The organism is Pseudomonas koreensis (assembly GCF_012986595.1).
Taxonomy (GTDB): Bacteria; Pseudomonadota; Gammaproteobacteria; order Pseudomonadales; family Pseudomonadaceae; genus Aquipseudomonas; species Aquipseudomonas koreensis.
On sequence record NZ_JAAQYM010000001.1, the window covers coordinates 1,014,420 to 1,039,284 of the forward strand.

21 protein-coding genes, 1 other RNA gene and 1 pseudogene are annotated in these 24,865 nt (G+C 59.9%); 15 read left to right on the plus strand and 8 right to left on the minus strand.

The genetic code is table 11. From position 1 onward, the window contains the following. Positions 1 to 73: 73 nt before the first annotated feature. Positions 74 to 1,990, minus strand: a complete 1,917-nt coding sequence (gene dnaK / locus HBN98_RS04795) for a molecular chaperone DnaK (RefSeq protein ID WP_064585905.1) — start codon at positions 1,988 to 1,990, stop codon at positions 74 to 76. A 102-nt stretch (positions 1,991 to 2,092) separates the two neighbouring features. Further along, entirely contained in the window at positions 2,093 to 2,659 is a 567-nt protein-coding gene (grpE, locus tag HBN98_RS04800) for a nucleotide exchange factor GrpE (protein ID WP_003221519.1), read from the minus strand. Between the two features lie 240 nt (positions 2,660 to 2,899). Between grpE and recN the strand changes: the two genes are divergently transcribed. Continuing rightward, positions 2,900 to 4,573: a DNA repair protein RecN gene (recN, locus tag HBN98_RS04805; protein ID WP_064585904.1), complete on the plus strand. Its 1,674-nt coding sequence runs from the start codon at positions 2,900 to 2,902 to the stop codon at positions 4,571 to 4,573. An 87-nt stretch (positions 4,574 to 4,660) separates the two neighbouring features. Here recN and fur read toward each other — a convergent pair whose 3' ends face one another. Continuing rightward, on the minus strand, positions 4,661 to 5,065 hold the full coding sequence (gene fur / locus HBN98_RS04810) for a ferric iron uptake transcriptional regulator (protein WP_016771770.1): 405 nt from the start codon (positions 5,063 to 5,065) through the stop codon (positions 4,661 to 4,663). A 97-nt stretch (positions 5,066 to 5,162) separates the two neighbouring features. Between fur and HBN98_RS04815 the strand changes: the two genes are divergently transcribed. Further along, complete coding sequence (locus HBN98_RS04815) at positions 5,163 to 5,690, plus strand: outer membrane protein assembly factor BamE (protein ID WP_064585903.1); 528 nt, start codon at positions 5,163 to 5,165, stop codon at positions 5,688 to 5,690. A gap of 61 nt (positions 5,691 to 5,751) precedes the next feature. On the opposite strand, the gene HBN98_RS04820 is transcribed toward HBN98_RS04815, so the two are convergent. From HBN98_RS04820 to HBN98_RS04830, 3 genes are read right to left on the minus strand one after another with little or no spacing between them, the layout of a single operon-like run. After that, positions 5,752 to 6,066 carry an RnfH family protein gene (locus tag HBN98_RS04820; RefSeq protein WP_083367050.1) on the minus strand — a complete coding sequence of 105 codons (315 nt, stop codon included), beginning with the start codon at positions 6,064 to 6,066 and terminating at the stop codon, positions 5,752 to 5,754. Then, positions 6,059 to 6,493 (minus strand): type II toxin-antitoxin system RatA family toxin, encoded by a 435-nt coding sequence (locus HBN98_RS04825; protein WP_083367051.1) that lies wholly within the window; start codon positions 6,491 to 6,493, stop codon positions 6,059 to 6,061. Before HBN98_RS04825 ends, HBN98_RS04820 begins: the two co-directional genes overlap by 8 nt. A gap of 7 nt (positions 6,494 to 6,500) precedes the next feature. Continuing rightward, entirely contained in the window at positions 6,501 to 7,904 is a 1,404-nt protein-coding gene (locus HBN98_RS04830) for a sodium-dependent transporter (RefSeq protein WP_064585900.1), read from the minus strand. Positions 7,905 to 8,023: 119 nt separating this feature from the next. Between HBN98_RS04830 and smpB the strand changes: the two genes are divergently transcribed. Continuing rightward, positions 8,024 to 8,506: an SsrA-binding protein SmpB gene (gene smpB / locus HBN98_RS04835; RefSeq protein ID WP_083367052.1), complete on the plus strand. Its 483-nt coding sequence runs from the start codon at positions 8,024 to 8,026 to the stop codon at positions 8,504 to 8,506. 103 nt (positions 8,507 to 8,609) lie between these two features. On the opposite strand, the gene HBN98_RS04840 is transcribed toward smpB, so the two are convergent. Next, positions 8,610 to 9,377 (minus strand): GntR family transcriptional regulator, encoded by a 768-nt coding sequence (locus tag HBN98_RS04840; RefSeq protein WP_025110467.1) that lies wholly within the window; start codon positions 9,375 to 9,377, stop codon positions 8,610 to 8,612. A gap of 261 nt (positions 9,378 to 9,638) precedes the next feature. Here HBN98_RS04840 and HBN98_RS04845 point away from each other — a divergent pair, with 261 nt between their 5' ends. From HBN98_RS04845 to HBN98_RS04895, 11 genes are all read left to right on the plus strand, one after another. Continuing rightward, entirely contained in the window at positions 9,639 to 11,333 is a 1,695-nt protein-coding gene (locus HBN98_RS04845; protein WP_083367053.1) for a lactate permease LctP family transporter, read from the plus strand. 162 nt (positions 11,334 to 11,495) lie between these two features. Then, positions 11,496 to 12,320, plus strand: a complete 825-nt coding sequence (locus HBN98_RS04850; protein WP_083367054.1) for a (Fe-S)-binding protein — start codon at positions 11,496 to 11,498, stop codon at positions 12,318 to 12,320. Further along, the gene (locus tag HBN98_RS04855) at positions 12,317 to 13,771 is read left to right on the plus strand and encodes a LutB/LldF family L-lactate oxidation iron-sulfur protein (RefSeq protein ID WP_083367055.1); all 1,455 of its coding nucleotides are present in this window, start codon (positions 12,317 to 12,319) and stop codon (positions 13,769 to 13,771) included. Before HBN98_RS04850 ends, HBN98_RS04855 begins: the two co-directional genes overlap by 4 nt. After that, complete coding sequence (locus HBN98_RS04860) at positions 13,771 to 14,442, plus strand: LutC/YkgG family protein (RefSeq protein WP_083367056.1); 672 nt, start codon at positions 13,771 to 13,773, stop codon at positions 14,440 to 14,442. Before HBN98_RS04855 ends, HBN98_RS04860 begins: the two co-directional genes overlap by 1 nt. Then, positions 14,439 to 17,249, plus strand: a complete 2,811-nt coding sequence (locus HBN98_RS04865; RefSeq protein WP_083367057.1) for an FAD-binding and (Fe-S)-binding domain-containing protein — start codon at positions 14,439 to 14,441, stop codon at positions 17,247 to 17,249. The genes HBN98_RS04860 and HBN98_RS04865 overlap by 4 nt, the downstream gene beginning before the upstream one ends. Positions 17,250 to 17,380: 131 nt before the next feature. Continuing rightward, entirely contained in the window at positions 17,381 to 17,662 is a 282-nt protein-coding gene (locus HBN98_RS04870; protein ID WP_064585894.1) for a hypothetical protein, read from the plus strand. Between the two features lie 198 nt (positions 17,663 to 17,860). Next, a complete protein-coding gene (locus tag HBN98_RS04875) occupies positions 17,861 to 18,136 on the plus strand; it encodes a hypothetical protein (RefSeq protein ID WP_064585893.1) in 276 nt (91 codons plus the stop codon). Positions 18,137 to 18,232: 96 nt separating this feature from the next. Further along, positions 18,233 to 18,622, plus strand: a transfer-messenger RNA (tmRNA) gene (ssrA, locus tag HBN98_RS04880). Positions 18,623 to 19,012: 390 nt separating this feature from the next. Further along, on the plus strand, positions 19,013 to 20,419 hold the full coding sequence (locus HBN98_RS04885; protein ID WP_083367058.1) for a DUF2252 domain-containing protein: 1,407 nt from the start codon (positions 19,013 to 19,015) through the stop codon (positions 20,417 to 20,419). Between the two features lie 220 nt (positions 20,420 to 20,639). After that, complete coding sequence (rimJ, locus tag HBN98_RS04890) at positions 20,640 to 21,227, plus strand: ribosomal protein S5-alanine N-acetyltransferase (RefSeq protein ID WP_083367059.1); 588 nt, start codon at positions 20,640 to 20,642, stop codon at positions 21,225 to 21,227. Positions 21,228 to 21,257: 30 nt separating this feature from the next. After that, positions 21,258 to 22,736: an ArnT family glycosyltransferase gene (locus HBN98_RS04895; protein ID WP_083367060.1), complete on the plus strand. Its 1,479-nt coding sequence runs from the start codon at positions 21,258 to 21,260 to the stop codon at positions 22,734 to 22,736. A 77-nt stretch (positions 22,737 to 22,813) separates the two neighbouring features. Here HBN98_RS04895 and pmrG read toward each other — a convergent pair whose 3' ends face one another. Continuing rightward, positions 22,814 to 23,485 (minus strand): lipopolysaccharide core heptose(II)-phosphate phosphatase PmrG, encoded by a 672-nt coding sequence (pmrG, locus tag HBN98_RS04900; RefSeq protein ID WP_083367061.1) that lies wholly within the window; start codon positions 23,483 to 23,485, stop codon positions 22,814 to 22,816. A gap of 288 nt (positions 23,486 to 23,773) precedes the next feature. On the opposite strand from pmrG, the pseudogene HBN98_RS28170 reads away from it, so the two are divergent. After that, positions 23,774 to 24,802: pseudogene (locus HBN98_RS28170) on the plus strand (methyl-accepting chemotaxis protein); the annotation flags it as partial. Positions 24,803 to 24,865: the final 63 nt, after the last annotated feature.

Here is a 24,865-nt window from a genome sequence, read left to right on the forward strand (position 1 = left end):
GCGGGAGCAAGCTCCCGCGCGGCGACATCCTACCAGTCACCGCCGCAAGGCAGTCAACCGGCCGACCAACAACTTACTTGTGGTCTTTGACTTCTTCGAACTCGGCATCGACAACATCGTCAGCCTTTTCAGCTTTCTCGTCGTGCGGTGCCGCGCCTTCAGCAGGCTGAGCCTGTTCGGCGTACATCTTCTGGGCAACCGGAGCCGAGACTTTCGACAGCTCTTCAACCTTGGCTTCGATGGCAGCCTTGTCGTCGCCTTTTACAGCGGCTTCCAGTGCAACCACGGCAGCCTCGATCGCGGTCTTCTCTTCGGCGGTGACTTTGTCGCCCGCGTCAGCAACCATTTTACGAGTCGAGTGAACCAGTGCATCACCCTGGTTACGGGCAGCAGCCAGCTCTTCGAACTTGCGGTCTTCCTCGGCATTCGCCTCGGCGTCACGCACCATGCGCTCGATTTCTTCGTCGGACAGACCGGAGTTGGCCTTGATCACGATCGACTGAGTCTTGCCGGTCGCCTTGTCTTTCGCGCCGACATGCAGGATGCCGTTGGCGTCGATGTCGAAGGTCACTTCGATCTGCGGCACGCCACGTGGAGCAGGTGGAATGTCGGCCAGGTCGAACTTGCCCAGAGACTTGTTCTGCGCAGCTTGCTTACGCTCACCTTGCAGGACGTGAATGGTCACGGCGCCCTGGTTGTCGTCGGCAGTCGAGAACACTTGCGATTTCTTGGTAGGAATCGTGGTGTTTTTCTCGATCAGCGCGGTCATCACGCCACCCATGGTTTCGATACCCAGGGTCAGCGGGCTGACGTCGAGCAGCAGAACGTCTTTCACGTCACCGGCCAGAACCGCACCCTGGATGGCAGCACCCATGGCAACCGCTTCGTCCGGGTTAACGTCTTTACGTGCTTCTTTGCCGAAGAAATCGGTGACCAGCTTCTGTACCAGCGGCATACGAGTCTGACCGCCGACCAGGATCACGTCGTTGATCGCGCCAACGTCGATACCGGCGTCTTTCATGGCGATGCGGCAAGGCTCGATGGTGCGCTGAACCAGGTCTTCAACCAGTGCTTCGAGCTTGGCACGCGAGATTTTCACGTTCAGGTGCTTAGGACCGGTCGCGTCTGCAGTGATGTACGGCAGGTTGACGTCGGTCGACTGAGCGGACGACAGCTCGATCTTGGCTTTCTCAGCGGCTTCTTTCAGGCGCTGCATGGCCAGCGGGTCACCTTTGAGGTTCATGCCGCTTTCTTTCTTGAATTCGTCAACGAGGTAGTCGATCAGACGAATGTCGAAGTCTTCACCGCCGAGGAAGGTGTCACCGTTGGTGGCCAACACTTCGAACTGGTGCTCGCCGTCAACTTCAGCGATCTCGATCACGGAAACGTCGAAAGTACCGCCACCCAGGTCGTAAACGATCACGGTGTGATCGCCCTTGGCCTTGTCCATACCGTAAGCCAGAGCAGCTGCGGTTGGTTCGTTGATGATACGTTTAACATCCAGACCGGCAATGCGGCCGGCGTCTTTGGTCGCCTGGCGCTGGCTGTCGTTGAAGTAGGCCGGAACGGTGATCACCGCTTCGGTCACTGGCTCGCCGAGGTAGTCTTCGGCGGTCTTCTTCATCTTCTTCAGAATTTCAGCCGAGATTTGTGGCGGCGCCATTTTCTGGCCGTTCACTTCTACCCAAGCGTCGTTGTTGTCAGCCTTGACGATCTTGTAAGGGACCATCTGGATGTCTTTCTGCACAACTTCTTCGTCGAAACGACGACCGATCAGACGCTTGACCGCGTACAGAGTATTGTGCGGGTTGGTCACTGCCTGGCGCTTGGCCGACTGACCTACCAGGATTTCGCCATCGTTGGCGTAAGCGATGATCGACGGCGTGGTGCGCGCGCCTTCAGCATTTTCAATAACTTTGGCTTTGCCGTTTTCCAGCACGGAGACGCAGGAGTTGGTAGTCCCCAGGTCGATACCGATAATTTTGCCCATGTTCACTCTCCCGAAACTTTGGATTTTTTTGCCGCAGCAGTGGTGGCTAACTGCGGTAATACTTAAACGCTTGACTTCTAAATGGGGGCCTTGCGGCTAATTTCAAGCCTTCTCGTCAATCGAAGGCGAAATCGGTGCTGGCGCCTTGCTGACCACAACCATCGCCGGACGCAGCAGGCGGCCGTTGAGCTGATAGCCCTTCTGGAACACCTTCAGAACGCTGTTCGGTTCGACGTCGGCGCTTTCCTGCATGGCCATCGCCTGATGGTGAACAGCGTTGAACGGTTCGCCATGCGGATCGATCGCTTCAAGCTGGTAGCGCTTGAGGGTGTCGTGGAACATTTTCAGGGTCAGCTCGATGCCTTCGCGCATCGGACGGATGCTTTCGTCGTCCGGGCTCGACAGCTCGAGGCCGCGCTCCAGGCTGTCAACGATCGGCAGCAGGTCACTGGCAAACTTTTCCAGCGCAAACTTGTGCGCCTTCTCGACATCCTGCTCGGCACGACGGCGGACGTTCTGCAGATCGGCAGCTACGCGCAGCGACTGATCCTGCGCGGCGGCCAACTGCTCTTCGAGCACTTGTACACGGGTCGCCAGGTCGTCACCCGAAGTCTCGGGCGCCTGATTGGCTTCTGGATTTTGCGTATCTACTGTCTGTTCGTCAGCCATAGAATTCTCCTTTCAATTACGTCCGCGAGCAGTACTCGCGCTTCTGCCCCGATATATGGGGCCGCAAAATCAGGCTTCAAGGGCCTGCAATGATTAACCCTACAAAAAAGTGCTGCATTGTCATTCCAGGTCGAACTAAGCATTTGATCGGATCAAGCAAATCGAGCTAAGCGAGCCCATTGTCAGTCCGAAACAAAACACTGTATAAATAACCAGACCTAAAGCCTGGGAGCGGCCTTTATGCTGGTGCACCTGTCCGTACACAACTACGCCATCGTTGAACATCTCGATCTCGAACTCGATCGCGGGATGAGCGTGATCACAGGGGAAACCGGCGCCGGCAAGTCGATCATGCTCGACGCGCTGGGCCTGACCCTTGGTGATCGCGCCGACAGCGGCGTGGTCCGCCCTGGCGCAGACAAGGCCGACATCCTGGCCACCTTCGACCTGGTCGACATCCCCGAGGCCCATGCCTGGCTGGCCGAACGTGACCTTGAAAGCGACGGCCCGTGCATCCTGCGCCGGGTCATTACCGCCGAAGGCCGTTCACGCGGCTATATCAATGGCACGCCCTGCCCGCTCGGCGATCTCAAGGCCCTCGGCGAACTGCTGATCGATATCCACAGCCAGCACGAACACCAGTCGCTGCTGAAGACCGATACCCACCGGCGCCTGCTCGATGAATATGCTGGCGCGACCGATCTGGCCCGCCAGGTGCAACTGGCCGCCCAGCGCTGGCGCCAGACCCGCCAGGAACTGGAGCGTCTCTCCAACTCCGGCGACGAACAGCGCGCGCGCCATCAATTGCTCAGCTACCAGCTCGAGGAACTGGAAAACCTCGGTCTCGGCGAAAACGAGCTGGAGCAGCTGGAGCAGGAACACAAGAACCTGACCAACGCCGAAACCCTGCTCGGCATTTGCCGACAAGTGGTCGAGCAGTGCAGCGAGAGTGATTCCGGCAATGTGCTGAACGCGCTGACCGCCAGCCTCAACCGCCTGTCGAGCGTAAACAACTCGATTGGTGCGTTGGGCGAAGCCAGCAGCCTGCTGACCAGCGCGCAGATTCAGGTCGAAGAGGCAGTCGGCGAGCTCAATCGCTTCCTCGACAACTTCGATGCCGATCCGGCGCGTCTGCAATATCTGGAAGAACGCCTCGACGCGATCTACACCCTGGCACGCAAGCACCGCATCCAGCCGACCGAAGTCGCCGAGATGCAACAGAAACTGCTCGATGAAATCGAGACATTGAACGCCAATGATGAATCCATCGAACGCCTGGGTGAGGAACTGGCCTCCTATGCCCGTCATTATCAGGAGAAGGCTCGCGAGCTGAGCGACCTGCGCCATCAGGCGGCCGGCAGCCTCGCCAGCGCAGTGGAGCAAGAAATCCAGCGCCTGGGCATGCCGGGTGGTCGTTTCACCATCGAATTACGCGCCAACAGCAGCGATGAGTTGCTGCCTAACGGCCTGGAACAAGTCGAACTGCTGGTCAGTGCCAACCCTGGTCAACCGCTGAAGGCACTGGCCAAAGTAGCGTCGGGTGGCGAGCTGTCGCGGATCAGCTTGGCGATTCAGGTGATCACCGCACAAACCTCACGGGTGCCGACGCTGGTATTCGACGAAGTGGACGTGGGCATCGGCGGGCCAACGGCGGAGATTGTCGGCCAGTTGCTGCGCCGCCTCGGTGAGCGCGGGCAAGTATTGACCGTGACGCACTTGCCGCAAGTGGCGGCGCAAGGGCATCAGCATCTGTTCGTACACAAGGTGCGCGGCGATCAAGCGACTCATACCGCCGTGTCCAAACTGAGCAAGAACGACCGTATAGAAGAAGTGGCGCGGATGCTCGGTGGCATAGACCTGACCAAAGAATCCCTGGCTCACGCGAAAAAGATGGTGGTCACCGCAAAGGCCTGACCTCAGATTCAGGTACGACAGAAAGCACGAAGGCGACCCTTGGGTCGCCTTCGTTCGTTTCGCGAACCTGAAATTCGCGCGACATGCTTACTTTTTCTTGCGGACGTACAGCACCAGATTGTGATCAACCATTTCGAAGCCATGCTTCTCGACGATCGATTTTTGAAGTTTTTCGATTTCTTCGTCGAAGAATTCGATGACTTCACCCGACTCCACGTTGACCATATGGTCGTGGTGGCCACCGTCGGCCAATTCGAATACCGCGTGGCCACCGTCGAAGTTGTGACGGACCACGAGGCCAGCGGCTTCGAACTGGGTCAGAACACGGTAAACCGTGGCCAGACCGACGTCCTCGCCCGCTTCCATCAACGCCTTGTAGACGTCCTCGGCACTCATGTGACGCTGCTCGGTAGAGTCAAGCATTTGCAGGATCTTGACCCGTGGCAGGGTCACTTTGAGGCCGGCTTTGCGTAGTTCGCTATTTTCAACCATGGTCAGCTTTCTCGCGATGCTGCTTCGCAGCTTCTCTTAATGCGGGTATGATCGGCGTTTACGTTGTCCCAGCCAAGATAGTGGAAGTCGCCCACCGATGCAAAACACCAAGCTCTTGCTAACCAGTTTCACCTTTGTGGGACTGCTCGCACTCGCCGGTTGTTCATTCCCCGGGGTTTACAAAATCGACATCCAGCAGGGCAATGTCGTCACGCAGGACATGATAGACCAGTTACGCCCGGGAATGACCCGCCGGCAAGTACGGTTTATCATGGGTAACCCTCTGCTGGCCGACACGTTCCATGCCGATCGCTGGGATTATCTGTACAGCCTGCAACCTGGCGGCGGTGAACGCCAACAGGAACGCATGAGTGTAATTTTCAACTCTAACGACCAGCTTGTCAGCCTGTCCGGTGACTTCATGCCGGGCGTGAGCCGTGACGAAGCCATTCTCGGCAAGGACAGTGGCACTAGCGTGACCGCCCCTGCTGAAAACGCCGAGAAGCCGAAGCCGGAACAACCTGCCAAGCCAGGCTCCTTGCTGGATTCGATCCAGAAGGACGTGGACGGTGTTGAAACCGTTCCGGTTCCGACGCCTGAGCCGCTGGACACCTCGCCGCAATAATGTGCGAGGCAATAAAAAACCCGGAAATTCCGGGTTTTTTATTGCCTGCGATTTGGCCCATCTACTGATTTCGCGCTTTGGCCTCGGCTGCCTTGGCCGCGCGCAGGCGCCGCACCTCTTTCGGATCCGCCAGCAATGGCCGGTAGATCTCGATGCGATCCCCCGCCTGAATCAGGCGTACCTGCGGATCCGCGATCACTTTGCCGAAGATACCCAACGGGCACTCGCCCATGTCCAGCTCCGGGAACTCAGCACCGATACCGGACTTCTGCGCCGCATCACGCACGGTTGTCCCTTCAGGAACGCAGACCGTGCGCAAAACCTGACGATCCACGGCGGCATACACCACCTCGATCTCGATCACCGGCTCAACCATGCATCTGCTTGGCGCGCTGGCAGAACGCATCCACCAGCGTATTCGCCGCCTGATTGAACAGCGGGCCGAGTGTCGCGCGCACTATCGGACCGGCGTAGTCGAACGAGAGGTCAAGACTGATCTTGCAGGCCTTCTCGTTCAACGCCTTGAACACCCAGACACCATGCAGCTGGTTGAACGGACCTTCTTCCAGATTCATCTCGATCGACTGCCCCGGCACCAGCGTATTGCGCGTGACGAAGTGCTGGCTGAGACCGCCCTTGGCCACGCCCACGCTGGCGCGCATGTGCTCGGGCGAGCTCTCCAGCACCTCCGCGGAGGAGCACCATGGCAAGAATTCCGGGTAACGCGCGACGTCGTTGACCAGGTCGTAGAGGAATTGCGCCGGGTATGGCAGCAACGCCGAACGTTGAATATGTGTCGTCATGTAAGCGTTACTTCCAGAGCTGAGCGGCAAACACTACAAGAATGCCGATAGGCGCCACGTAGCGCATCAAGAACAAGGACAGGGCAAACAGCAGCGGATTGCGGATCGCCAATTCCTCGCGCACCGCATCACGCCCCATCACCCAACCGGCAAACAGCACAAAACACAGGCCACCGAGCGGCAGCATGATCCGCGAGGTAAAGAAGTCGATCACACCGAAGAAGTCCAGACCGCCCGTCGCCCCCCATTGGTAGAGATGGAACAGTCCGCCTTCGTTCACGAAAAATTTGGCGTCCTTCCAGATATTGAAGGAGAACACCGTGCCCAGACCGACGAACCAGCAGATGAATGCCAGCCAGAACGTCACCCAGCCGCGGCTGATTTTAGTGCGCTCAACCAGGTAGGCGACCATCGGTTCGAGCAGGGAAATCGCCGAACTCCACGCCGCAATCGCCACCAGGACAAAGAACACCACGCCCATCAACTGGCCGAATACCACGTTACCAAAGGCAAATGGCAGGCTGACGAACATCAGGCCCGGGCCTTCGCTAGGGTTCAAACCGCCAGCAAATACGATCGGGAACAACGCCAGCCCCGCCACCAGCGACACGAAGGTGTCGAGCAACGCCACACCCACCACGGTGCCGGACAGCGAGGCTTCCTTGGTCATGTAAGCGCCGTAGATCATGATCGAGCCGACGCCCACGCTCAGGGAAAAGAACGCGTGGCCCATCGCCGGCAGCAAGCCGTCGAGGACTTTTTCCGGGTGGAAGTCGAACATGAAATGCACGCCTTCCATGAAATGCCCGGTGGTCATGCTGTAACCCAGTAATACCAGCACCATCACGAACAGCAGCGGCATCATGATTCGCAGGCTGCGCTCAAGCCCGGCGACCACGCCTTTGGCAATCACCACCGCCGACAACAGCATGAAAACTGTGTGCCAAAGTGTCAGGCGCCAAGGGTCGGAGATGACGTTGCCGAAATAAGCGCCGACTTGCTCCGCCGTAGCGCCCTGGAAGTCCCCGCGCCCCATGTCGATGATGTAATCCAGCGACCAGCCGCCGACCACACTATAGAAAGACAGGATCAGCAGCGCCGTGATCATCCCGGCAAACGCGCCCCACGACCACTTGCCCGAATGCCCGGCCTCTTGGGCCAGCACCTTCAGGGCGTTCGCCGGACTCTGCCGCGCGCGCCGGCCGATCAGGGTTTCAGCCAGCATGACCGGAACCCCGATCAGGGCGATGCAGGCCAGAAACATCAGCACGAAGGCGCCGCCACCGTAGACCCCGACCATGTAGGGGAATTTCCAGATGCTGCCCAGTCCCACGGCCGAACCGGTCGCGGCGAATATGAAAACCCAGCGGCTAGCCCAACTGCCGTGGACAGAAACCTTGTCTGTCGACATCGAATATCACGCCCAAGCATCAGAAAAAGAGGCCGCATTGTCCGGGATTCACTCAACCTGCTCAAGCACGCAGCATCACCGTAGCCGAGGACCGTTTATCTCCATATAATGCCGCCCCTATGGCTAAACAGAAGAAACACCCAACAGGGACCATCGCGCAGAACAAAAAGGCGCGACACGATTACTTCATCGAACATCGGTTCGAGGCTGGTCTGGTCCTGGCCGGCTGGGAAGTAAAAAGTCTGCGGGCAAGCAAACTGCAACTGGTCGACAGTTACGTGCTGCTCAAGGACGGTGAAGCCTGGTTGCTCGGCAGTCACATCACACCGTTGATGACCGCCAGCACCCACGTCATCGCCGACCCGACCCGCACCCGCAAACTGCTGCTCAACAAACGCGAGCTGGAAAAACTCGCCGCTGCCGTGCAACAGAAAGGCTACGCCTGCGTCTGCCTGTCCTTCTACTGGAGCAAGCACATGGTCAAGTGCGAGATCGCTCTGGGCAAGGGCAAGAAGGAATACGACAAGCGTAACACCGAGCGTGAACGCGACGCCGGTCGAGAGCTGCAGCGCGCCGTGCGCAACAAGGGCAAGGAAGAATAATTTCTTCTGCCTGAAAAGATCGCAGCCTACTGCAGCTCCTACACAGGAATTAGAATTTCCCTGTAGGTGCTGCCGAAGGCTGCGATCTTTTTGCATCTAAACGCTACATTCCTTTGCGCCGCTCCGCCCGAGCCATGCGCTGAACCTCTTGCCGCACCTCTTCCAGCACTTCCTGCACATACAGAATGTGCCGGCTGGAGACTTCCCGCGCTTGCTCCGCACGCCCCTCGATAATCGCCAGATACAGTTCGCGGTGCTGAGAGATCAGCATGTCGCGGGTTTCCGTGCGTTGTTTGTACATGCCGCCAATGTTGGTCACGACGTTGCGCTTGAGCAGATCGAACAGCCCGCGAATGGTGTGCAGCAGCACCGCGTTGTGGCTGGCTTCGGCGATAGCCAGGTGAAATTTCGCATCCGCCGCGCCCTCCTCCACCCGACTCACTTCGTCATGCCGCGTATAGCAATCCTGCAGCTCGTTGAACGCCGCTGTCAGCCGTTCGCGATCCACGTCGGTAGCGCGTAATGCTGCGTAATAGGCGCACGATGCCTCCAGAGTGTGCCGAAATTCCAGCAAGTCGCGCTGCGCCTCGGGATTGCTCTCCAGCAGCAGTAGCAATGGATCGCTGAACGTCGAACCGAGGGTTTCCACCACATAATTGCCGCCGCCCTGACGACTGACCAGCAAGCCCTTGGCCGCCAGTTTCTGAATCGCTTCGCGCAACGACGGGCGCGATACGCCGAACTGCTCGGCCAGCGCACGCTCGGCCGGAAGCCGCTCACCGGACTTCAGCGTGCCCTCGAGAATCATCCCCTCGAGTCGCTCGACAATATCGTCAGACAAACGGCGCTGACGAATCTGATCAAACCCCATAACTCATTTCTCCACGATCCCGACCGCTCGCCGGGCTCTCTATTCTGGCCTATCGGCGCCCCGCCGACACCTGTCAGAGCACATTCGCCCAAGCGGATCAGATGGCATCTGCACCGCTTATTCGACAAAAGTTTCAGGGCGACAAATTGACACACCGATATCAAGGCTTTTACCCTAGCCAACAGCGATTGTAAATTGGTATTACCAATTAACCAAGAACGCTGACAGTGCCTGACCAACAACAATTAGGGGCCACCCCATATGCAAACCTGGCAACAGCTCTATACCCCGCTCGGCAGTCTCGGCGTTTCCGCACTTGCGGCCGTCATTCCCATCGTTTTCTTCTTCCTCGCTCTGGCGGTGTTCCGCCTCAAGGGGCATGTAGCCGGCAGCATCACGCTGGCGCTGTCGATCGCCGTGGCAATTTTCGCCTTTCACATGCCGGTCGACATGGCCTTCGCCGCGGCCGGATACGGCTTTGCCTACGGTCTATGGCCGATTGCCTGGATCATTGTTGCGGCGGTGTTCCTCTACAAACTGACGGTCAAAAGTGGTCAGTTCGAGGTTATTCGCAGCTCGGTATTGTCGATCACTGACGACCAGCGTCTGCAGGTGCTGCTGATCGGTTTCTGCTTCGGTGCGTTCCTGGAAGGCGCCGCCGGTTTCGGTGCACCCGTGGCGATTACCGCCGCGCTGCTGGTTGGCCTGGGCTTCAACCCGCTGTATGCCGCCGGACTGTGCCTGATTGCCAACACCGCCCCCGTAGCCTTCGGCGCCTTGGGCATCCCGATCATCGTCGCCGGCCAGGTCACTGGTATCGACGCATTCAAGATTGGCGCAATGACTGGTCGCCAACTGCCACTGCTGTCGCTGTTCGTGCCGTTCTGGCTGGTATTCATGATGGACGGTCTGCGCGGCGTACGTGAAACCTGGCCGGCAGCCCTGGTCGCGGGCCTGAGCTTCGCCGTGACTCAATACTTCACGTCGAACTTCATCGGTCCGGAACTGCCGGACATCACCTCGGCCCTGGCCAGTCTGATTTCGCTGACCCTGTTCCTCAAAGTCTGGCAGCCACGGCGCGCCGCTGGCCAACACATCGCCGGTGCCGTGTCAGCCTCAGTGGTAACTGCCAGCGTCGGCGGTTTCGGCCAAAAGCGCAGCACCGTGGCATCGCCTTACAGCCTCTGGGAAATTTTCATTGCCTGGTCGCCGTTCCTGATCCTCACCGTGCTGGTAACCATCTGGACCCTCAAACCCTTCAAGGCCATGTTCGCCGCCGGCGGTTCGATGTACGCCTGGGTGTTCAACTTTGCGATCCCGCACCTTGATCAACTGGTCATCAAGACCGCACCGATCGTCGCCACCCCAACCGCCATCCCGGCGGTATTCAAACTCGACCCGATTTCCGCGACCGGCACCGCGATTTTCTTCTCCGCGCTGATCTCAATGCTGGTGCTGAAGATCAACTTCAAAACTGGTCTTACCACTTTGAAAGAGACCTTCTACGAACTGCGCTGGCCTATCCTGTCGATCGGCATGGTGCTGGCCTTCGCCTTCGTCACCAACTACTCGGGCATGTCGTCGACCATGGCCCTGGTGCTGGCGGCCACCGGCGCAGCGTTCCCGTTCTTTTCGCCGTTCCTCGGTTGGCTGGGCGTGTTCCTCACTGGCTCGGATACTTCGTCCAACGCCCTGTTCAGTTCGTTGCAAGCGACCACCGCACACCAGATCGGCGTCAATGACACCCTGCTGGTGGCGGCCAACACCAGCGGCGGCGTGACCGGCAAGATGATCTCGCCACAGTCGATCGCCGTGGCCTGCGCTGCGACCGGCCTGGTGGGCAAGGAATCGGATCTGTTCCGCTTCACCCTCAAGCACAGCCTATTCTTTGCCACGATTGTCGGCCTGATCACTTTGGCTCAGGCCTATTGGTTCACCGGCATGCTGGTGCACTAAACCTGCAAGAAGCCTACAAGCAACATGGAAATAACCGACGCCGGTTCGTGATTCCGGCGTCAGCAATTCACACCCCGGTCTGTAAGGCTGCTGAAAGCAACACGCTCTATATTTCAGCGGCCTCAACGGACGGATAACCGGGACCACCCGGAGACACGCCTGATGAGCGAGCTTTTTTACAACGCTGTGCCAAACGCGACCCGCGTTGCACCGCGACTGCCCGAACCTCGGCAATACCCCAGCGAGAAACCGTCGCGGGTCTACCTGTTCGGCACGTGCGTGGTCGATCTGTTCTACCCCGAAGCCGGGATGGACGCGATCCACTTGCTGGAACACGAAGGGATCAAGGTCGAGTACCCGCAAGGGCAAAGCTGCTGCGGACAACCGGCCTACACCTCCGGTTACACCGAGCAGGCGCGGACGGTCGCGCGCTCGCAACTGGCACTGTTTGCCGGGGATTATCCGGTGGTGGTGCCGTCGGGTTCCTGCGCGGGGATGCTGCGCGAGCATTACGCCGACTTGTTCAAGGACGAGCCGGAAACACTGAAACAGGTTAAGGCCCTCGCGGCCCGGACCTATGAGCTGGCCGAGTTCCTGCTGTTCGTCTGCAAGGTGCAACTCAAAGACAGTGGCGAGCCGGTCAAGGTCGCGCTGCACACCTCGTGTTCGGCACGCCGTGAAATGAACACCCACCTGCACGGCCGCGAGTTGTTGGCGCAGTTGAGCAACGTGGAACGGGTCAACCACGACCACGAAAGCGAATGCTGTGGCTTCGGTGGGACATTCAGCGTCCGTATGCCAGACATTTCCGGCGCGATGGTGGCTGACAAGACCCGGGCGCTGAAGGAATCCGGTGCGCACAAGGTCTTGAGCGCCGACTGCGGCTGTTTGATGAACATCAACGGCGCATTGGAGAAACAAAAAGAAGCGCTGCGCGGGCAACATCTCGCCAGCTTTTTGTGGCAACGAACCGGGGGTGCGCAATGAGCACCTCGACGATTATTCCTACGGTTGCCGTAGAAGAAGATTTCCGCACTCGGGCCCACAACGCCCTGGGCGATGCGCAGTTGCGGAACAACTTCCGCACTGCCATGGATTCACTGATGACCAAGCGGGCAGCGGCTTTCAGCGACGCCCACGAAAGAGAACATTTGCGCGCCCTGGGCAACTCGATCAGGGCCCGCGCGCTCTCCAAGTTGCCCGACCTGCTCGAGCAACTGGAACAGAACCTGACCCGCAACGGTGTGACAGTGCACTGGGCGGAAACGGTGGACGAGGCCAATGGCATCGTCTTGTCGATCATCCGCGCTCACGAGGCGCGGCAAGTGATCAAGGGCAAATCGATGGTCAGCGAAGAGATGGAGATGAACCATTTCCTCGAGGCTCAAGGTGTTGAATGCCTGGAGTCCGACATGGGGGAATACATCGTCCAGCTCGACCACGAGAAGCCTTCACACATCATTATGCCGGCGATCCACAAGAATGCCGGTCAGGTCGCGTCCTTGTTCCACGACAAACTTGGCGTGGAATACACCAAGGACGTTGACCAACTCATTCAGATCGGTCGCAGAGTCCTGCGGCAGAAATTCTTCGAAGCGGACATCGGCGTCTCCGGTGTCAACTTCGCCGTCGCCGAAACCGGCACCCTGTTGCTGGTGGAAAACGAAGGCAATGGGCGTATGACCACCACCGTGCCGCCGGTGCACATCGCCGTCACCGGTATCGAAAAGGTTGTGGAAAACCTGCGCGACGTGGTGCCGCTGCTGTCATTGCTGACCCGCTCGGCGCTGGGCATTCCGATCACCACCTACGTCAACATGATCTCCGGCCCGCGCAAGGAACACGAACTCGACGGCCCGCAGGAAGTGCACCTGGTGCTGCTCGACAACGGTCGCAGCCAGGCCTTTGCCGACAGCGAACTGCGCCAGACCCTCAACTGCATCCGCTGCGGCGCGTGCATGAATCATTGCCCGGTCTACACCCGCGTCGGCGGTCACACCTATGGCGAGGTGTACCCGGGCCCTATCGGCAAAATCATCACCCCGCACATGGTCGGCCTGGCGAAAGTCCCGGATCACCCGAGCGCTTCGTCGCTGTGCGGCGCCTGCGGTGAAGTATGCCCGGTGAAAATTCCGATCCCTGCCCTGCTGCGCCGTCTGCGCGAAGAAAACGTCAAAGCCCCGGACGCGCCGCATCAAGTGATGCGCGGCCAGGGCAGCAAGTATTCGCGCAAGGAACGCTTCATCTGGAACGCCTGGGCGAAACTCAACAGCTCGCCGACCCTGTATCGACTGTTCGGCTTCCTCGCCACGCGCCTGCGTGCGCTGACACCGAACAATGTCGGCCCGTGGACGCAAAACCACAGCGCACCGAAACCCGCCGCCCGCTCGCTGCACGATATGGCCCGCGAGCATCTGGCCAAACAGGGAGACCGCTGATGAGCGCCAAGCAAAATATCCTCGCCAAGTTACGGAAAAGTCTGACTGGCACCACGCCGATTGCCGACGACTTCGACGTCGATCTGGTGACGCAGCCTTACACCTACAGCGCCGAGCAACGCATCCCGCAACTGCGCAAACTGATGGAAGCGGTGCACACCGAGATCCATCTGTCGACCGGCGCAGACTGGCCGGCGCTGCTCGCGCAATTGCTGCGTGACCGTCAGTTACCGAGCCTGTTGATCGCACCGACGACAGCCCACGGTCAACGCATCACACAGCACTGGGCGAACCATCCGGAGCTGCCGGTACTGAAATCCTACGACCGGCCGATGGATGAGTGGAAAGCCGAGCTGTTCAATGACACCCCGGCCAGCCTCACCAGCACCCTCGGGGCGATCGCCGCGACCGGCAGCCTGATCATCTGGCCCACCCGCGAAGAACCGCGCTTGATGAGCCTCGTGCCGCCGGTGCATTTCGCCTTGCTCAAGGCCAGCGAAATCCGCGACAACTTCTATCAGGTGCAACAGGAATTCGAGTGGGCACAAGGCCTGCCGACCAACGCGCTGCTGGTTTCCGGCCCGTCGAAAACGGCCGACATCGAACAAGTGCTGGCCTACGGCGCCCACGGCCCGAAAGACCTGGTGGTGCTGATCCTGGAGGACCAATGACGTTACCGGCGACTTTCCTGCGAGATGCGCAACAACTGATCCCGGCCGAGCGCCGCTTTGACGACCCGTTGTCGACCCTGGCGTTCGGCACCGATGCCAGCTTCTATCGATTGATTCCGCAACTGGTGATCCGCGTCGAGTCCGAAGATGAAGTGGTCGCGCTGCTGAAACTGGCCCAGCGCGATCAGGTCCCGGTGACCTTCCGCGCCGCCGGGACCAGCCTTTCCGGGCAGGCGATCAGCGATTCGGTGCTGATTGTGCTTGGGGATAACTGGAACGCCCGCGAGATTCGTGATCACGGCATGCAAATCCGCCTGCAGCCGGGCGTCATCGGCGCGCAGGCCAACGCATGGCTAGCCCCGTTCGGCCGCAAGATCGGTCCGGACCCGGCGTCGATCAATGCCTGCAAGATCGGCGGTATCGTCGCCAACAACGCCAGCGGCATGTGCTGCGGCACGGCGCAAAACACCTATCACACGCTGGCCGGGATTCGCCTGGTGCTGGCCGACGGTACGCGCCTCGACACCGAAGACGCCGCCAGTGTCGCCGCATTCCGCGAAAGTCACGGCGAGCTGCTGGAGCGCCTGGCGACGTTGGGCCGCGAGACCCGCGCCAACGCCGAACTGGCCGCCAGAATTCGCCACAAATACCGTCTGAAAAATACTACCGGCCTGTCGCTCAATGCGCTGGTGGATTTCGACGAGCCTGTGGATATCTTGAGCCACCTGCTGGTCGGTTCCGAAGGCACCCTCGGCTTCATCAGCGCGGTGACTTACGACACGGTGATCGACCACCCGAACAAGGCGTCGGCGCTGATAGTGTTTCCGGATGTGGAAACCTGCTGCAACGCGGTCACCGTGCTGAAAAGCCAACCGGTGTCGGCCGTCGAATTGCTCGATCGACGCAGCCTGCGTTCGGTGCAAGACAAACCCGGCATGCCGGATTTCGTACAACACCTGTCGAACAATGCCTGCGCCCTGCTGATCGAATCCCGCGCCGCCTCTTCCACTTTGCTGCAGGAACAACTGGCGCAGATCATGGCATCGCTGGCCAGTTTCCCCGTGGAGAAGCAGGTCGATTTCACTGAAGATGCGGCCGAGAACGCTAAGCTCTGGGCCATCCGCAAGGACACGTTTCCCGCCGTCGGCGCGGTGCGCAAAACCGGGACCACGGTAATCATCGAAGACGTGACCTTCCCGGTCGAGCAGCTGGCCATCGGCGTCAATCGCCTGATCGAGCTGTTCGAAAAACATGCCTACGACGAAGCGATCCTTTTCGGACACGCGCTGGAAGGCAATCTGCACTTCGTCTTCACCCAAGGCTTCAACAGTCCGCAAGAAGTTGCACGTTATCAGGCGTTCATGGACGACGTGGCGCAGTTGGTGGCGGTGGAGTTCGGCGGCTCGCTGAAGGCCGAGCACGGCACCGGGCGCAACATGGCGCCGTTCGTTGAGCTGGAATGGGGCAGCGATGCCTATCAACTGATGTGGCAGCTCAAACGCCTGCTCGACCCCAACGGCATCCTCAATCCGGACGTGGTGCTCAGCGAAGATCCGCAGATCCATCTCAAGCACCTGAAGCCGCTGCCGGCAGCCGATGAAATTGTCGATAAATGCATCGAGTGCGGCTTCTGCGAACCGGTCTGCCCGTCGAAAGGCCTGACCCTCAGCCCACGTCAGCGCATCGTGATCTGGCGCGACATTCAGGCGAAAAAACGCGCCGGCATCGACACCACCGAGCTGGAAAAAGCCTACGAATATCAAGGCATCGACACCTGTGCGGCGACCGGGTTGTGTGCGCAGCGTTGCCCTGTCGGCATCAATACCGGTGAGCTGGTGAAAAAGCTTCGCGCCCGCACCGCCACGCATCAGAGAACCGCTGACTGGATCGAAGGAAATTTCGCCAAGACCCTACAAGGCGCACGCTTCACCCTGCACGTGGCCAACGGCGCGCGAATGCTGCTCGGCGCACCGCGTCTGGCAAAGCTTTCGGCGACGCTAACGCGTTTGTCCAAAGGCCAGGTGCCGCTGTGGACCAACGCGATGCCGCAGCCGGAAAAAGCCATTCGCTTCAGTCCGAGCGTGTCCGATGAGCGTCCGCGCGTGGTCTATCTGGCGGCGTGCGTATCGCGGGTCATGGGCCCGGCGGCCGGTGACAAGGAGCAAATGTCGCTCTACGACAAAACCCGTGGCCTGCTGGAAAAGGCCGGTTACCAAGTGGTGTTCCCGGACAATCAGGACAACCTCTGCTGCGGTCAGCCCTTCGCCTCCAAAGGCTATGCCGAACAGGCCGAGCACAAGCGTCAGGAGTTGATCAGCGCCCTGCTGCACGCCAGTCGCGGCGGGCTCGATCCGATCTATTGCGACACCAGCCCGTGCACCTTGCGCCTGGTGCAGGACGTGGGAGATGTGCGCCTGGACCTGTACGACCCGGTGCGCTTCATCCGTACGCATCTTCTCGATCGACTGGACTTTACGCCGCAAGAAGCACCGATTGCGGTTCACGTGACCTGCAGCACGCAGCACCTTGGCGAGAGCCAGGCGCTGATCGATCTGGCGCGCAAATGCAGCAACACCGTGGTCATCCCCGAAGGCATCCACTGCTGCGGGTTTGCCGGCGACAAGGGCTTCACCACCCCGGAGCTGAACAGCCATTCGCTGCGCACGCTCAAGGACGCGGTGCAGCATTGCAGCGAAGGGATTTCCACCAGCCGCACCTGTGAAATCGGCCTGACGCAACACGGTGGCATCGACTATCACGGGCTGGTCTATCTGGTGGATCGGGTCACTCGAGCGAAAGCCTGCTAAAGAAAGTTAGAACCCTTGAGCGAGGTGGTAGTCCACAGAACAAGCCCCGAACTTGCGGGGCGCTTCCTCCTTTCGCTGGCCTGCTCTGACGGTCAGCGAGAGTCTGGATTCCCCAGTGCAAGGAGATACTCATGAAGCATTCTGTACTGTTAGGTCTGTTCGTTACTGCATCGATGATGGCTTCTACTTCGTTCGCCGACGGCAAGCCTTCTGACTTGTGCGAGGCGAACTTGCAAAAAATCGAAAGCGCCAAGACACAATATCAAACGTCGCCGGATCTGAATTCGCGCGTATCGGCAAGCGTCAGCAAAGCCCAGGCCCTCAAGGCCCAGGGCAGGATCGACGACTGCCTGGCGGAAACCCAGCAAACCCTCCTGGAAATCCAGAACTCGACGGGGGACACCAAGAAGTAAACCTCGGGCCGACCAGCGTTCAGGTTGGCCTGATCCAGCGGGGGTTTGGTTGAAGGGCCACGATGTAAAAAAAACCGAATTCCTGCGGACGGCCGCGGTCGATTGAACAGGCCCACTACCAAACACGGCCTGTTACGACCTCGGCATCGCCGCCAGACCGTCCGGCAGCACCGAGACCAACCGTTCAAGGAGATACCCATGAAGCATTCTGCAATTGCTGGATTGTTCATCGCTGGTGCCCTGCTGACGTCGCCGGTGTTTGCGGCAGACAAAGACCTTTGTGCCGGGAATCTTCAAACCATCAAAGACTTTGTTACCAGCCAGCCGTCCATTCCTGAGTCGTCCATGAATAACGTCAAAGAAGCGCAGGAAAAAGCTGAAGCCGCGCAGGCGGCCGGCAATGACAAGGATTGCGTTGAGGTGACCTCTTCCTTGATCACCAAAATGCAAATCCGCAATCCAACACGCAACTGATATGCCACGAGGCCAACCTTCGGGTTGGCCTCGCCGGCCGTTTGGCGTACACTGCGCAGGCTTGTTGCCTCATCTGATGTACGAGGCAATGAGTTCGGGGCCGATTAGGATTCGACGCCGGTGACGAAACTTTAGGTGCATGCCGACTTGGTAACAGAAGTCGTAAATCCACTGTTGCAACTTCTTATAGTTGCCAATGACGACCAATACGGTGCTGCTCTCGCTGCTTAATTGCAGCTGACATGCACTCCTGGTGCCTTCGGGCCCAGCAATCATCAGGGGATGTCTGTAAACCCGAAATGATTGTCATATAGAACAGAATCGCCGTGCAGTACGTTGTGGACGAAGCGGCTAAAACTTACACAACTCGCCCAAAGCACCCTGCCCGTCGGGTCGCTGAGGGTTAACTTAATAGACACGGCTACGCATGTAGTACCGACAGCGGAGCACTGGCGGACGGGGGTTCAAATCCCCCCGGCTCCACCAACTCAACGAAAAAAGACGTCCTCGGACGTCTTTTTTTGTGCCTGGAATTCAGCACGTTTCCCCTCAAACGATCGATTGCAAATGACTTCAAGTGGCTAAAAACCAGCTTATTGACGCACAAGAGCCCGCGTAGGATTCGCGCCCTCTCAGCCTGGCTGAAGCGCTTTTGCGATTCGACATGGACAGTTATGACCGACCTTCCCCACCGAATCGCGTCTCCGCCTGCCCATGCGCCAGGTCCAATACAGGTTGGTCGCAGGTGAAGCGGGTTGGATTTTGCGTGAGGACAAGGTCACGGCGTTTTGAAATAACTGGGCGCGTTGCGGCCGGCGGATAAACCTTCAAACCGCTTCTACACTCACACCGCCCCCACCGCCACGACAAGCCCCCATGACCACCCTCCAAGACCGCATGAAGCAAGGCAAGGACGCCCGCAAACAATGCTCGCGCAGCGCCCACGCCACCACCGGAAAGATGAACCGAGATCCGATCCCACTGATCAAGGCCTCCAGTCAGGGCCGTGTCGCCTCGCTGGTGGAGTTGCGTTACGGACGAATGCTGGTGTCGCCGTTCACGTTCTTTCGTGGCAATGCGCTGGTTCAGGCGCATGATCTGTCGAGCACAGAAAACATGGGGCTGGTCGGGCCAATCTGCGGTGACGCGCATTTGATGAATTTCGGCGGTTTTGCCACGCCCGAGCGCAATCTGTTGTTCAGCGTCAATGATTTCGACGAGGCGCATCCAGGCCCGTGGGAGTGGGATGTGAAGCGCTTGGCGGCGAGTTTCGTGGTGGCGGCTCGGGATTTGCGTCATGGCGAATCGGTTGAGGAAGACGTGTGTCGGCAGATGGTCGGCGCCTATCAGGCGACGATGCTGGAGTGTGCCGAACAGAGTGCGCTGGAAACCTGGTACGACTCGATCAAGTACGAAGACCTGCTCGATCAGGCGCGCAAGAGTGCGCTGGAGCATGTGCAGCGGGCCGTCGACAAAGCCGAGCGGCGTACCCACGCCGAGTTGCTGCCGAAGATCAGCGAGCGCGACGCCCACGGACGGTTGGTCATTCGTGATGATTTGCCGGAAATCTTCCACCTGCACAAGAACACCACGCTGCTCGACGCCGATGATGACTGGTTGCGGCTGGCGGACTGGCGACCGTTGTTCGACACGTTCATGCGGGATTATCGATCCAGCCTGCAGGCTGACCGGCGGGAACTGCTCTCGCGGTTCAAGGTGCAGGATCTGGCGTTCAAGGTGGTCGGTGTGGGCAGCGTCGGCACGCGCTGTCTGGTGGCGCTGCTGACCGATGATCAGGAATTTCCGTTGTTTCTGCAGTTCAAGGAGGCGCGGCGTTCGGTGCTCGCCGATTACGTGAAAGCCAAGTCCCGGATGCGCCATGAAGGTCAACGGGTGGTCGAGGGCCAACGGCTGATGCAGTCGGCCAGCGATCTGTTCCTTGGCTGGACCACCGGTCCCAACGGGCGCTATTTCTATGTCCGGCAATTGCGCGACATGAAGATCTCCGCCGAACTGGAAAACTTCGACGCCGAAACCTTCGCCGCCTATGCCCGGGTCTGCGGTCGCGCCCTGGCCCGCGCCCACGCCAAAGCCTCAGGCAACGCGGCGGTCATCAGCGGCTACCTCGGCAAGGGCGATGCCTTGGCCGACGCCCTGTTCAAATACGCCCGCCGTTACACCGCGCAGAACGAGCGCGACTTCGAACGCTTTCAGGACGCTTGTCGCAAGGGCCGGCTGAGGGCTCGTTCGGAAGCCGATTTCGCTGCGGATCATCTGCCCTGAAGCGTTGCAGAGCGTTCGCTGCCGAGATGAATTTTTCTTCACTGCCCCCGTTCGATCAACACGGTACAGTCCGCTCGCTCATTCAAGAAACTACGGTTCGCCCGCGCTCTCCCGCGGGCTTTTTTTTGCCTGGCGTTTGGTGCCGAAGCGATACACGCGGTTTGTTTTTTTCCGCCCCGTGATCAATCCTGTCCCTCGACCCTGCCAACCGGAGCGCCCGATGTCACTGCTGAGTCTGCCCTGCCAACGCCTGACGCTCGCCATCCTGGCCCCGGACCAGGCCGAACTGGAAAGTGATTTCTACCACCGCAACCAACGCCACCTCGCGCCGTGGTCGCCGATTCGCACCACCGAGTACTTTTCCACCGCACAGATTCGCCGACGCCTTGAGATTCAGGCCAGCGCCTACGAGAGCGGGCTGGCGATGCATTTCGCCCTGTTGACGCCGGATGGTCAGCAGATGATCGGCGCGTGTAACTTCAGCGGGATCATCCGCGGCGCGTTTCAGGCGTGTTATCTGGGGTATCACATCGACCACGCTCATCAGGGCCAGGGCCTGATGCAGGAAGGCCTGGTGGCCGGTATCGGCTATATGTTCGACACGCAGAACCTGCACCGAATCATGGCCAACTACATGCCCGGCAACGAGCGCAGTGCGCGGCTGCTGGAGCGCCTGGGTTTCGAGCGCGAAGGCTATGCCAAGGCTTACCTGAACATCGCCGGGCGCTGGCAGGACCATGTGCTGACGGCGCTGGTCAACCCGTTGTTCGAGACGCCCGAGAAGCGCTGGTCGCGCCAATTGGCGTGAGTTTCACAATTCGTTAAGCATTGGCGAAGTATGCTCAGGGCTCCTGCCCTCTCCGGTTGCCTGAAATCCATGCCGCGTGCCGCCACTTCGCTGTTTCTACTCGCCGCCCTGCTGTTTTTTTTCGCCTTGGGTAACCACCAGTTGCAAGGCTCCACCGAGGCCCGGGTCGCCGGGATCGCCATGGAGATGCATCTGGACGATGACTGGGTGACGCCACGCCTGTTTGGCGAGCCGTTTCTGGAAAAACCGCCGCTGAGCCTGTGGCTGGACGCCGGCGCCATGCGCGTGTTCGGTGTTTCACCGTGGGCGGTGCGGCTGGCGTCGGCGGTGGCCGGGTTGCTCAGCGTGATGTTGCTGTACGGCATGCTGCGTCGCTTCGGGCGCCCGAAAGCCGTCGCGTGGACGGCAGGGATTCTGCTGGCGACCATGGCCAGTTACTGGAGCAACGTGCGCGGGGTCGGCGAGGATGCGCTGCTGGCGCTCGGCGTGACCACCGCGTTGCTGGCGTTCTTTCAGGCGCAACGCGCGCCGAACGCCGGTAACTCGCTGCTGTTTATCGTCGGGATCGCCATCGCCACCTTGAGCAAGGGCGTGCTCGGGCTGGCAATGCCCGGGGTGGTGATTTTTGCCTACCTGCTGGCGGACAACCTGATCGACAAACGCTTGAAGGTCGGCGCCTGGCTGCGTCCCGGCCTGCTCACGGCCGTGGGCCTGATTCCGTTGCTGATCTGGCTCGCCGTGCTCTATCAACGCGGTGGTTCGCACGCCGTCGCGGAAGTGCTGCTGACCAACAGCGTCGGTCGCTTCAGCGGTTCGTTCGTCGAGGCCGGGCACTATGAGCCGTTCTATTACTACCTGGCCAAACTGCCGGAAGCGTTCCTGCCGTGGAACATTCTCGTGTACCTGGGGCTGTGGCATTTCCGCAAGCAGTTGAAGGCCAACCGTTACCTGCTGTTTTTCAGCCTGTGGATCGTGGCGCAGTTCATCATGCTGACCCTGGCTTCCAGCAAGCGCACGGTGTACCTGATGTCGATGACCCCGGCCGCCGCCGTGATCGCCGCCGAGTACGCACGCGTGTTGTTCGAGCGCTTGCAGGCGCGTGAAACCGCCGACCGCTTCATCGGAAAAATCGCCCGTCATCGTCTAGCGCTTGCCGCCGGTTTGCTCACGGTGGTGATCGCCAGCTACCTCGGCGCCGCCCAGTGGGCCTTGCCCAATGCCGACAAGGAGCTGTCGTTCCTGCCGCTGACCGAACACATTCAGACCCTGCAAGCCAACGGCCAGCACGTCGCGCTGTTCCAGGCCAATGAGCGGGTCGGCGGCGCCAGCGTGTTCTACACCCAGCGTGTGCTCAAAGGGCTGGACACCGATGCGCAACTGCACGATTTCCTCAGCGCCTCGCCGGCGAACGTCGCGGTAATCTCGGCAGACAGCGAACCCGCCGCACCACTCAAGGTGCTCAAGACCATGATGGTCGGGCGGCAGGCGTACTATTTCGTCAGCTACTGACGGCCGTCGCGCCAGACCATAAAAAACCCGCCGGAACTGGCGGGTTTTGTTTGGGCTGACGCTTTGCGCACCTCAGTTCATCGAGTGGTCAATGAGTGCCAGTCGGAGGCTTCGATGAAGCCCAACATGCGCGGGGCCGCCTTGTTCGCGGCGGAGACGAACAGCGAGGAGCCGTAACCAGGGTCGGAAACCGGTACATCCAGGTCCTTTTCCAGCTCTGCCATGCATTCGCTGTGAGTCACCAGGATCAGATTGCGGCCCGGGAGCTTGTGCGCCAGCGCTTCCTGCAAAATGCGGCCCTTGCAGCTGATCAGCCAGTCTTCACCGCTGGCCGCGCGGTTGAACATGTAGCCGGCGGTCTGCACGGTGCGCAGCATCGGGCTGTTATAGATTTCGGCGTTATTCAGGCCCAGGTGCTCGAATTGCGCGCCGACACCGACCGCGACACTGCGCGAGCGATCGGTAATGCCGTCATCGCCGGTCAGGCACGGCGCCGGCGAGTGGTCGCAGCGCTCGACGTGACGCACCAGCACAATCATCTCGCCCTTGGCCCACCCCGCCGCCAGCGCGCGGGCGCCGGACACGTTGCCATGCGCCAGGTCCGGCACCGCCGCCGGGGCGAGCAGCCACAGGGTCAGCGGAATCACCAGCAGCAAGGCGCCCAGGACGACCCAGGTATTGCGATAGCGGGCCAATCCGCTCAGGGAGATCGAGCGTTTGACGCCGAACAGACTCAGTCTCAATTCCACATCGGGCCGCCTCGTCGGCATGCATCACAGTCAATTCGATGCGGCGAGGGTAGAGAAACGGGCGTAAGCAGCGAGTGAAACGCATGTGAAAAAAGTCTTGAGATGCCTTTGTTACAAATTCCGTAGGACAAAATCCTTTCAGCTCTCGTGTTTGCGGCCGATACAAACCTGCTAACACCCTTGCTGGCTCAAAAAAACAACAATCTTCCAGCCTGACCGACGATCAAGTAGCTCTACGTTCCTGGAGGAATTGTGATGAATAGCTGGTTCGGCAACATCAGCGTGAACATGAAATTGGGCCTGGGCTTCGGCCTGGTCCTGGCCCTGACCTGCGTATTGGCCCTGACCGGCTGGACCAGCCTCGGCGGTCTGATCGACCGCAGCAACTGGATGAGCGACATCACCCAGCTCAACGCCGGCCTGACCAAACTGCGCGTGGTGCGCCTGCAATACATGCTGACCAACGGCGACGAAACCGCCGCGCAGAATGTGCAGACCACCCTCGAAAGCTTTGCCGCGCAACAGCAGGCACTGATCAACAAGTTCAAGAGCCCGGAAAACGTCAAACTGCTCAAGGAGCAGGCGGCGACCATCGCTGAATACCAGACCTCGCTGAACAAGATGCGCAACGCCTACCGCACCGGTAACAGCGCGCGCGACGTGATGGGCACCAACGCCGATACCGCGTACGGCCTGATCGAAGCGATCAGCAAACGCGTGCAGCAGATGGACATGAGCGAGCAGCGTTTCGAGCAGTTCCAGGCGATCACCGAAGCCAAGGAAGCGTTCATCCTCGCCCGCTACGAAGTGCGCGGCTACACCGCCACCACCAATGCAGAAACCGAGCAGAAAGCCGTTCGTCAGCTGGACGTGGCGATTGCCAGCCTCAAGCAACTGAACGTGCATTTCGCCGCGAGCCAACAGGACGCCCTGCGCCAGCTGGAAACCGCCCTGACCAACTACCGCAGCGCGTTGCAGGCGTACAAGAACGCCAACAGCGACGCCGTGCAGGCGCGTAAAGAGATGACCGATCAAGGCACCGCGATCGTCAACACCAGCGAGCAGCTGTACCAGATCCAGCTTGACCGTCGCGACATCGAAAGCGCCCAGGCCCGTACCTTCCAGCTGATCAGCACCCTGCTGGCGCTGTTGGTGGGCGTGATTGCTGCGGTGATCATCACCCGTCAGATCACCCGTCCGCTGCAGGAAACCCTGGCCGTGGGCGAACGCATCGCCAGCGGCGACCTGACCCAGAACGTCACCGTCACCCGTCGCGACGAACTCGGCGTGCTGCAACAAGGCATCGCGCGCATGGGCGTGACCCTGCGCGACTTGATCAGCGGCATCCGCGACGGCGTCACCCAGATCGCCAGCGCCGCC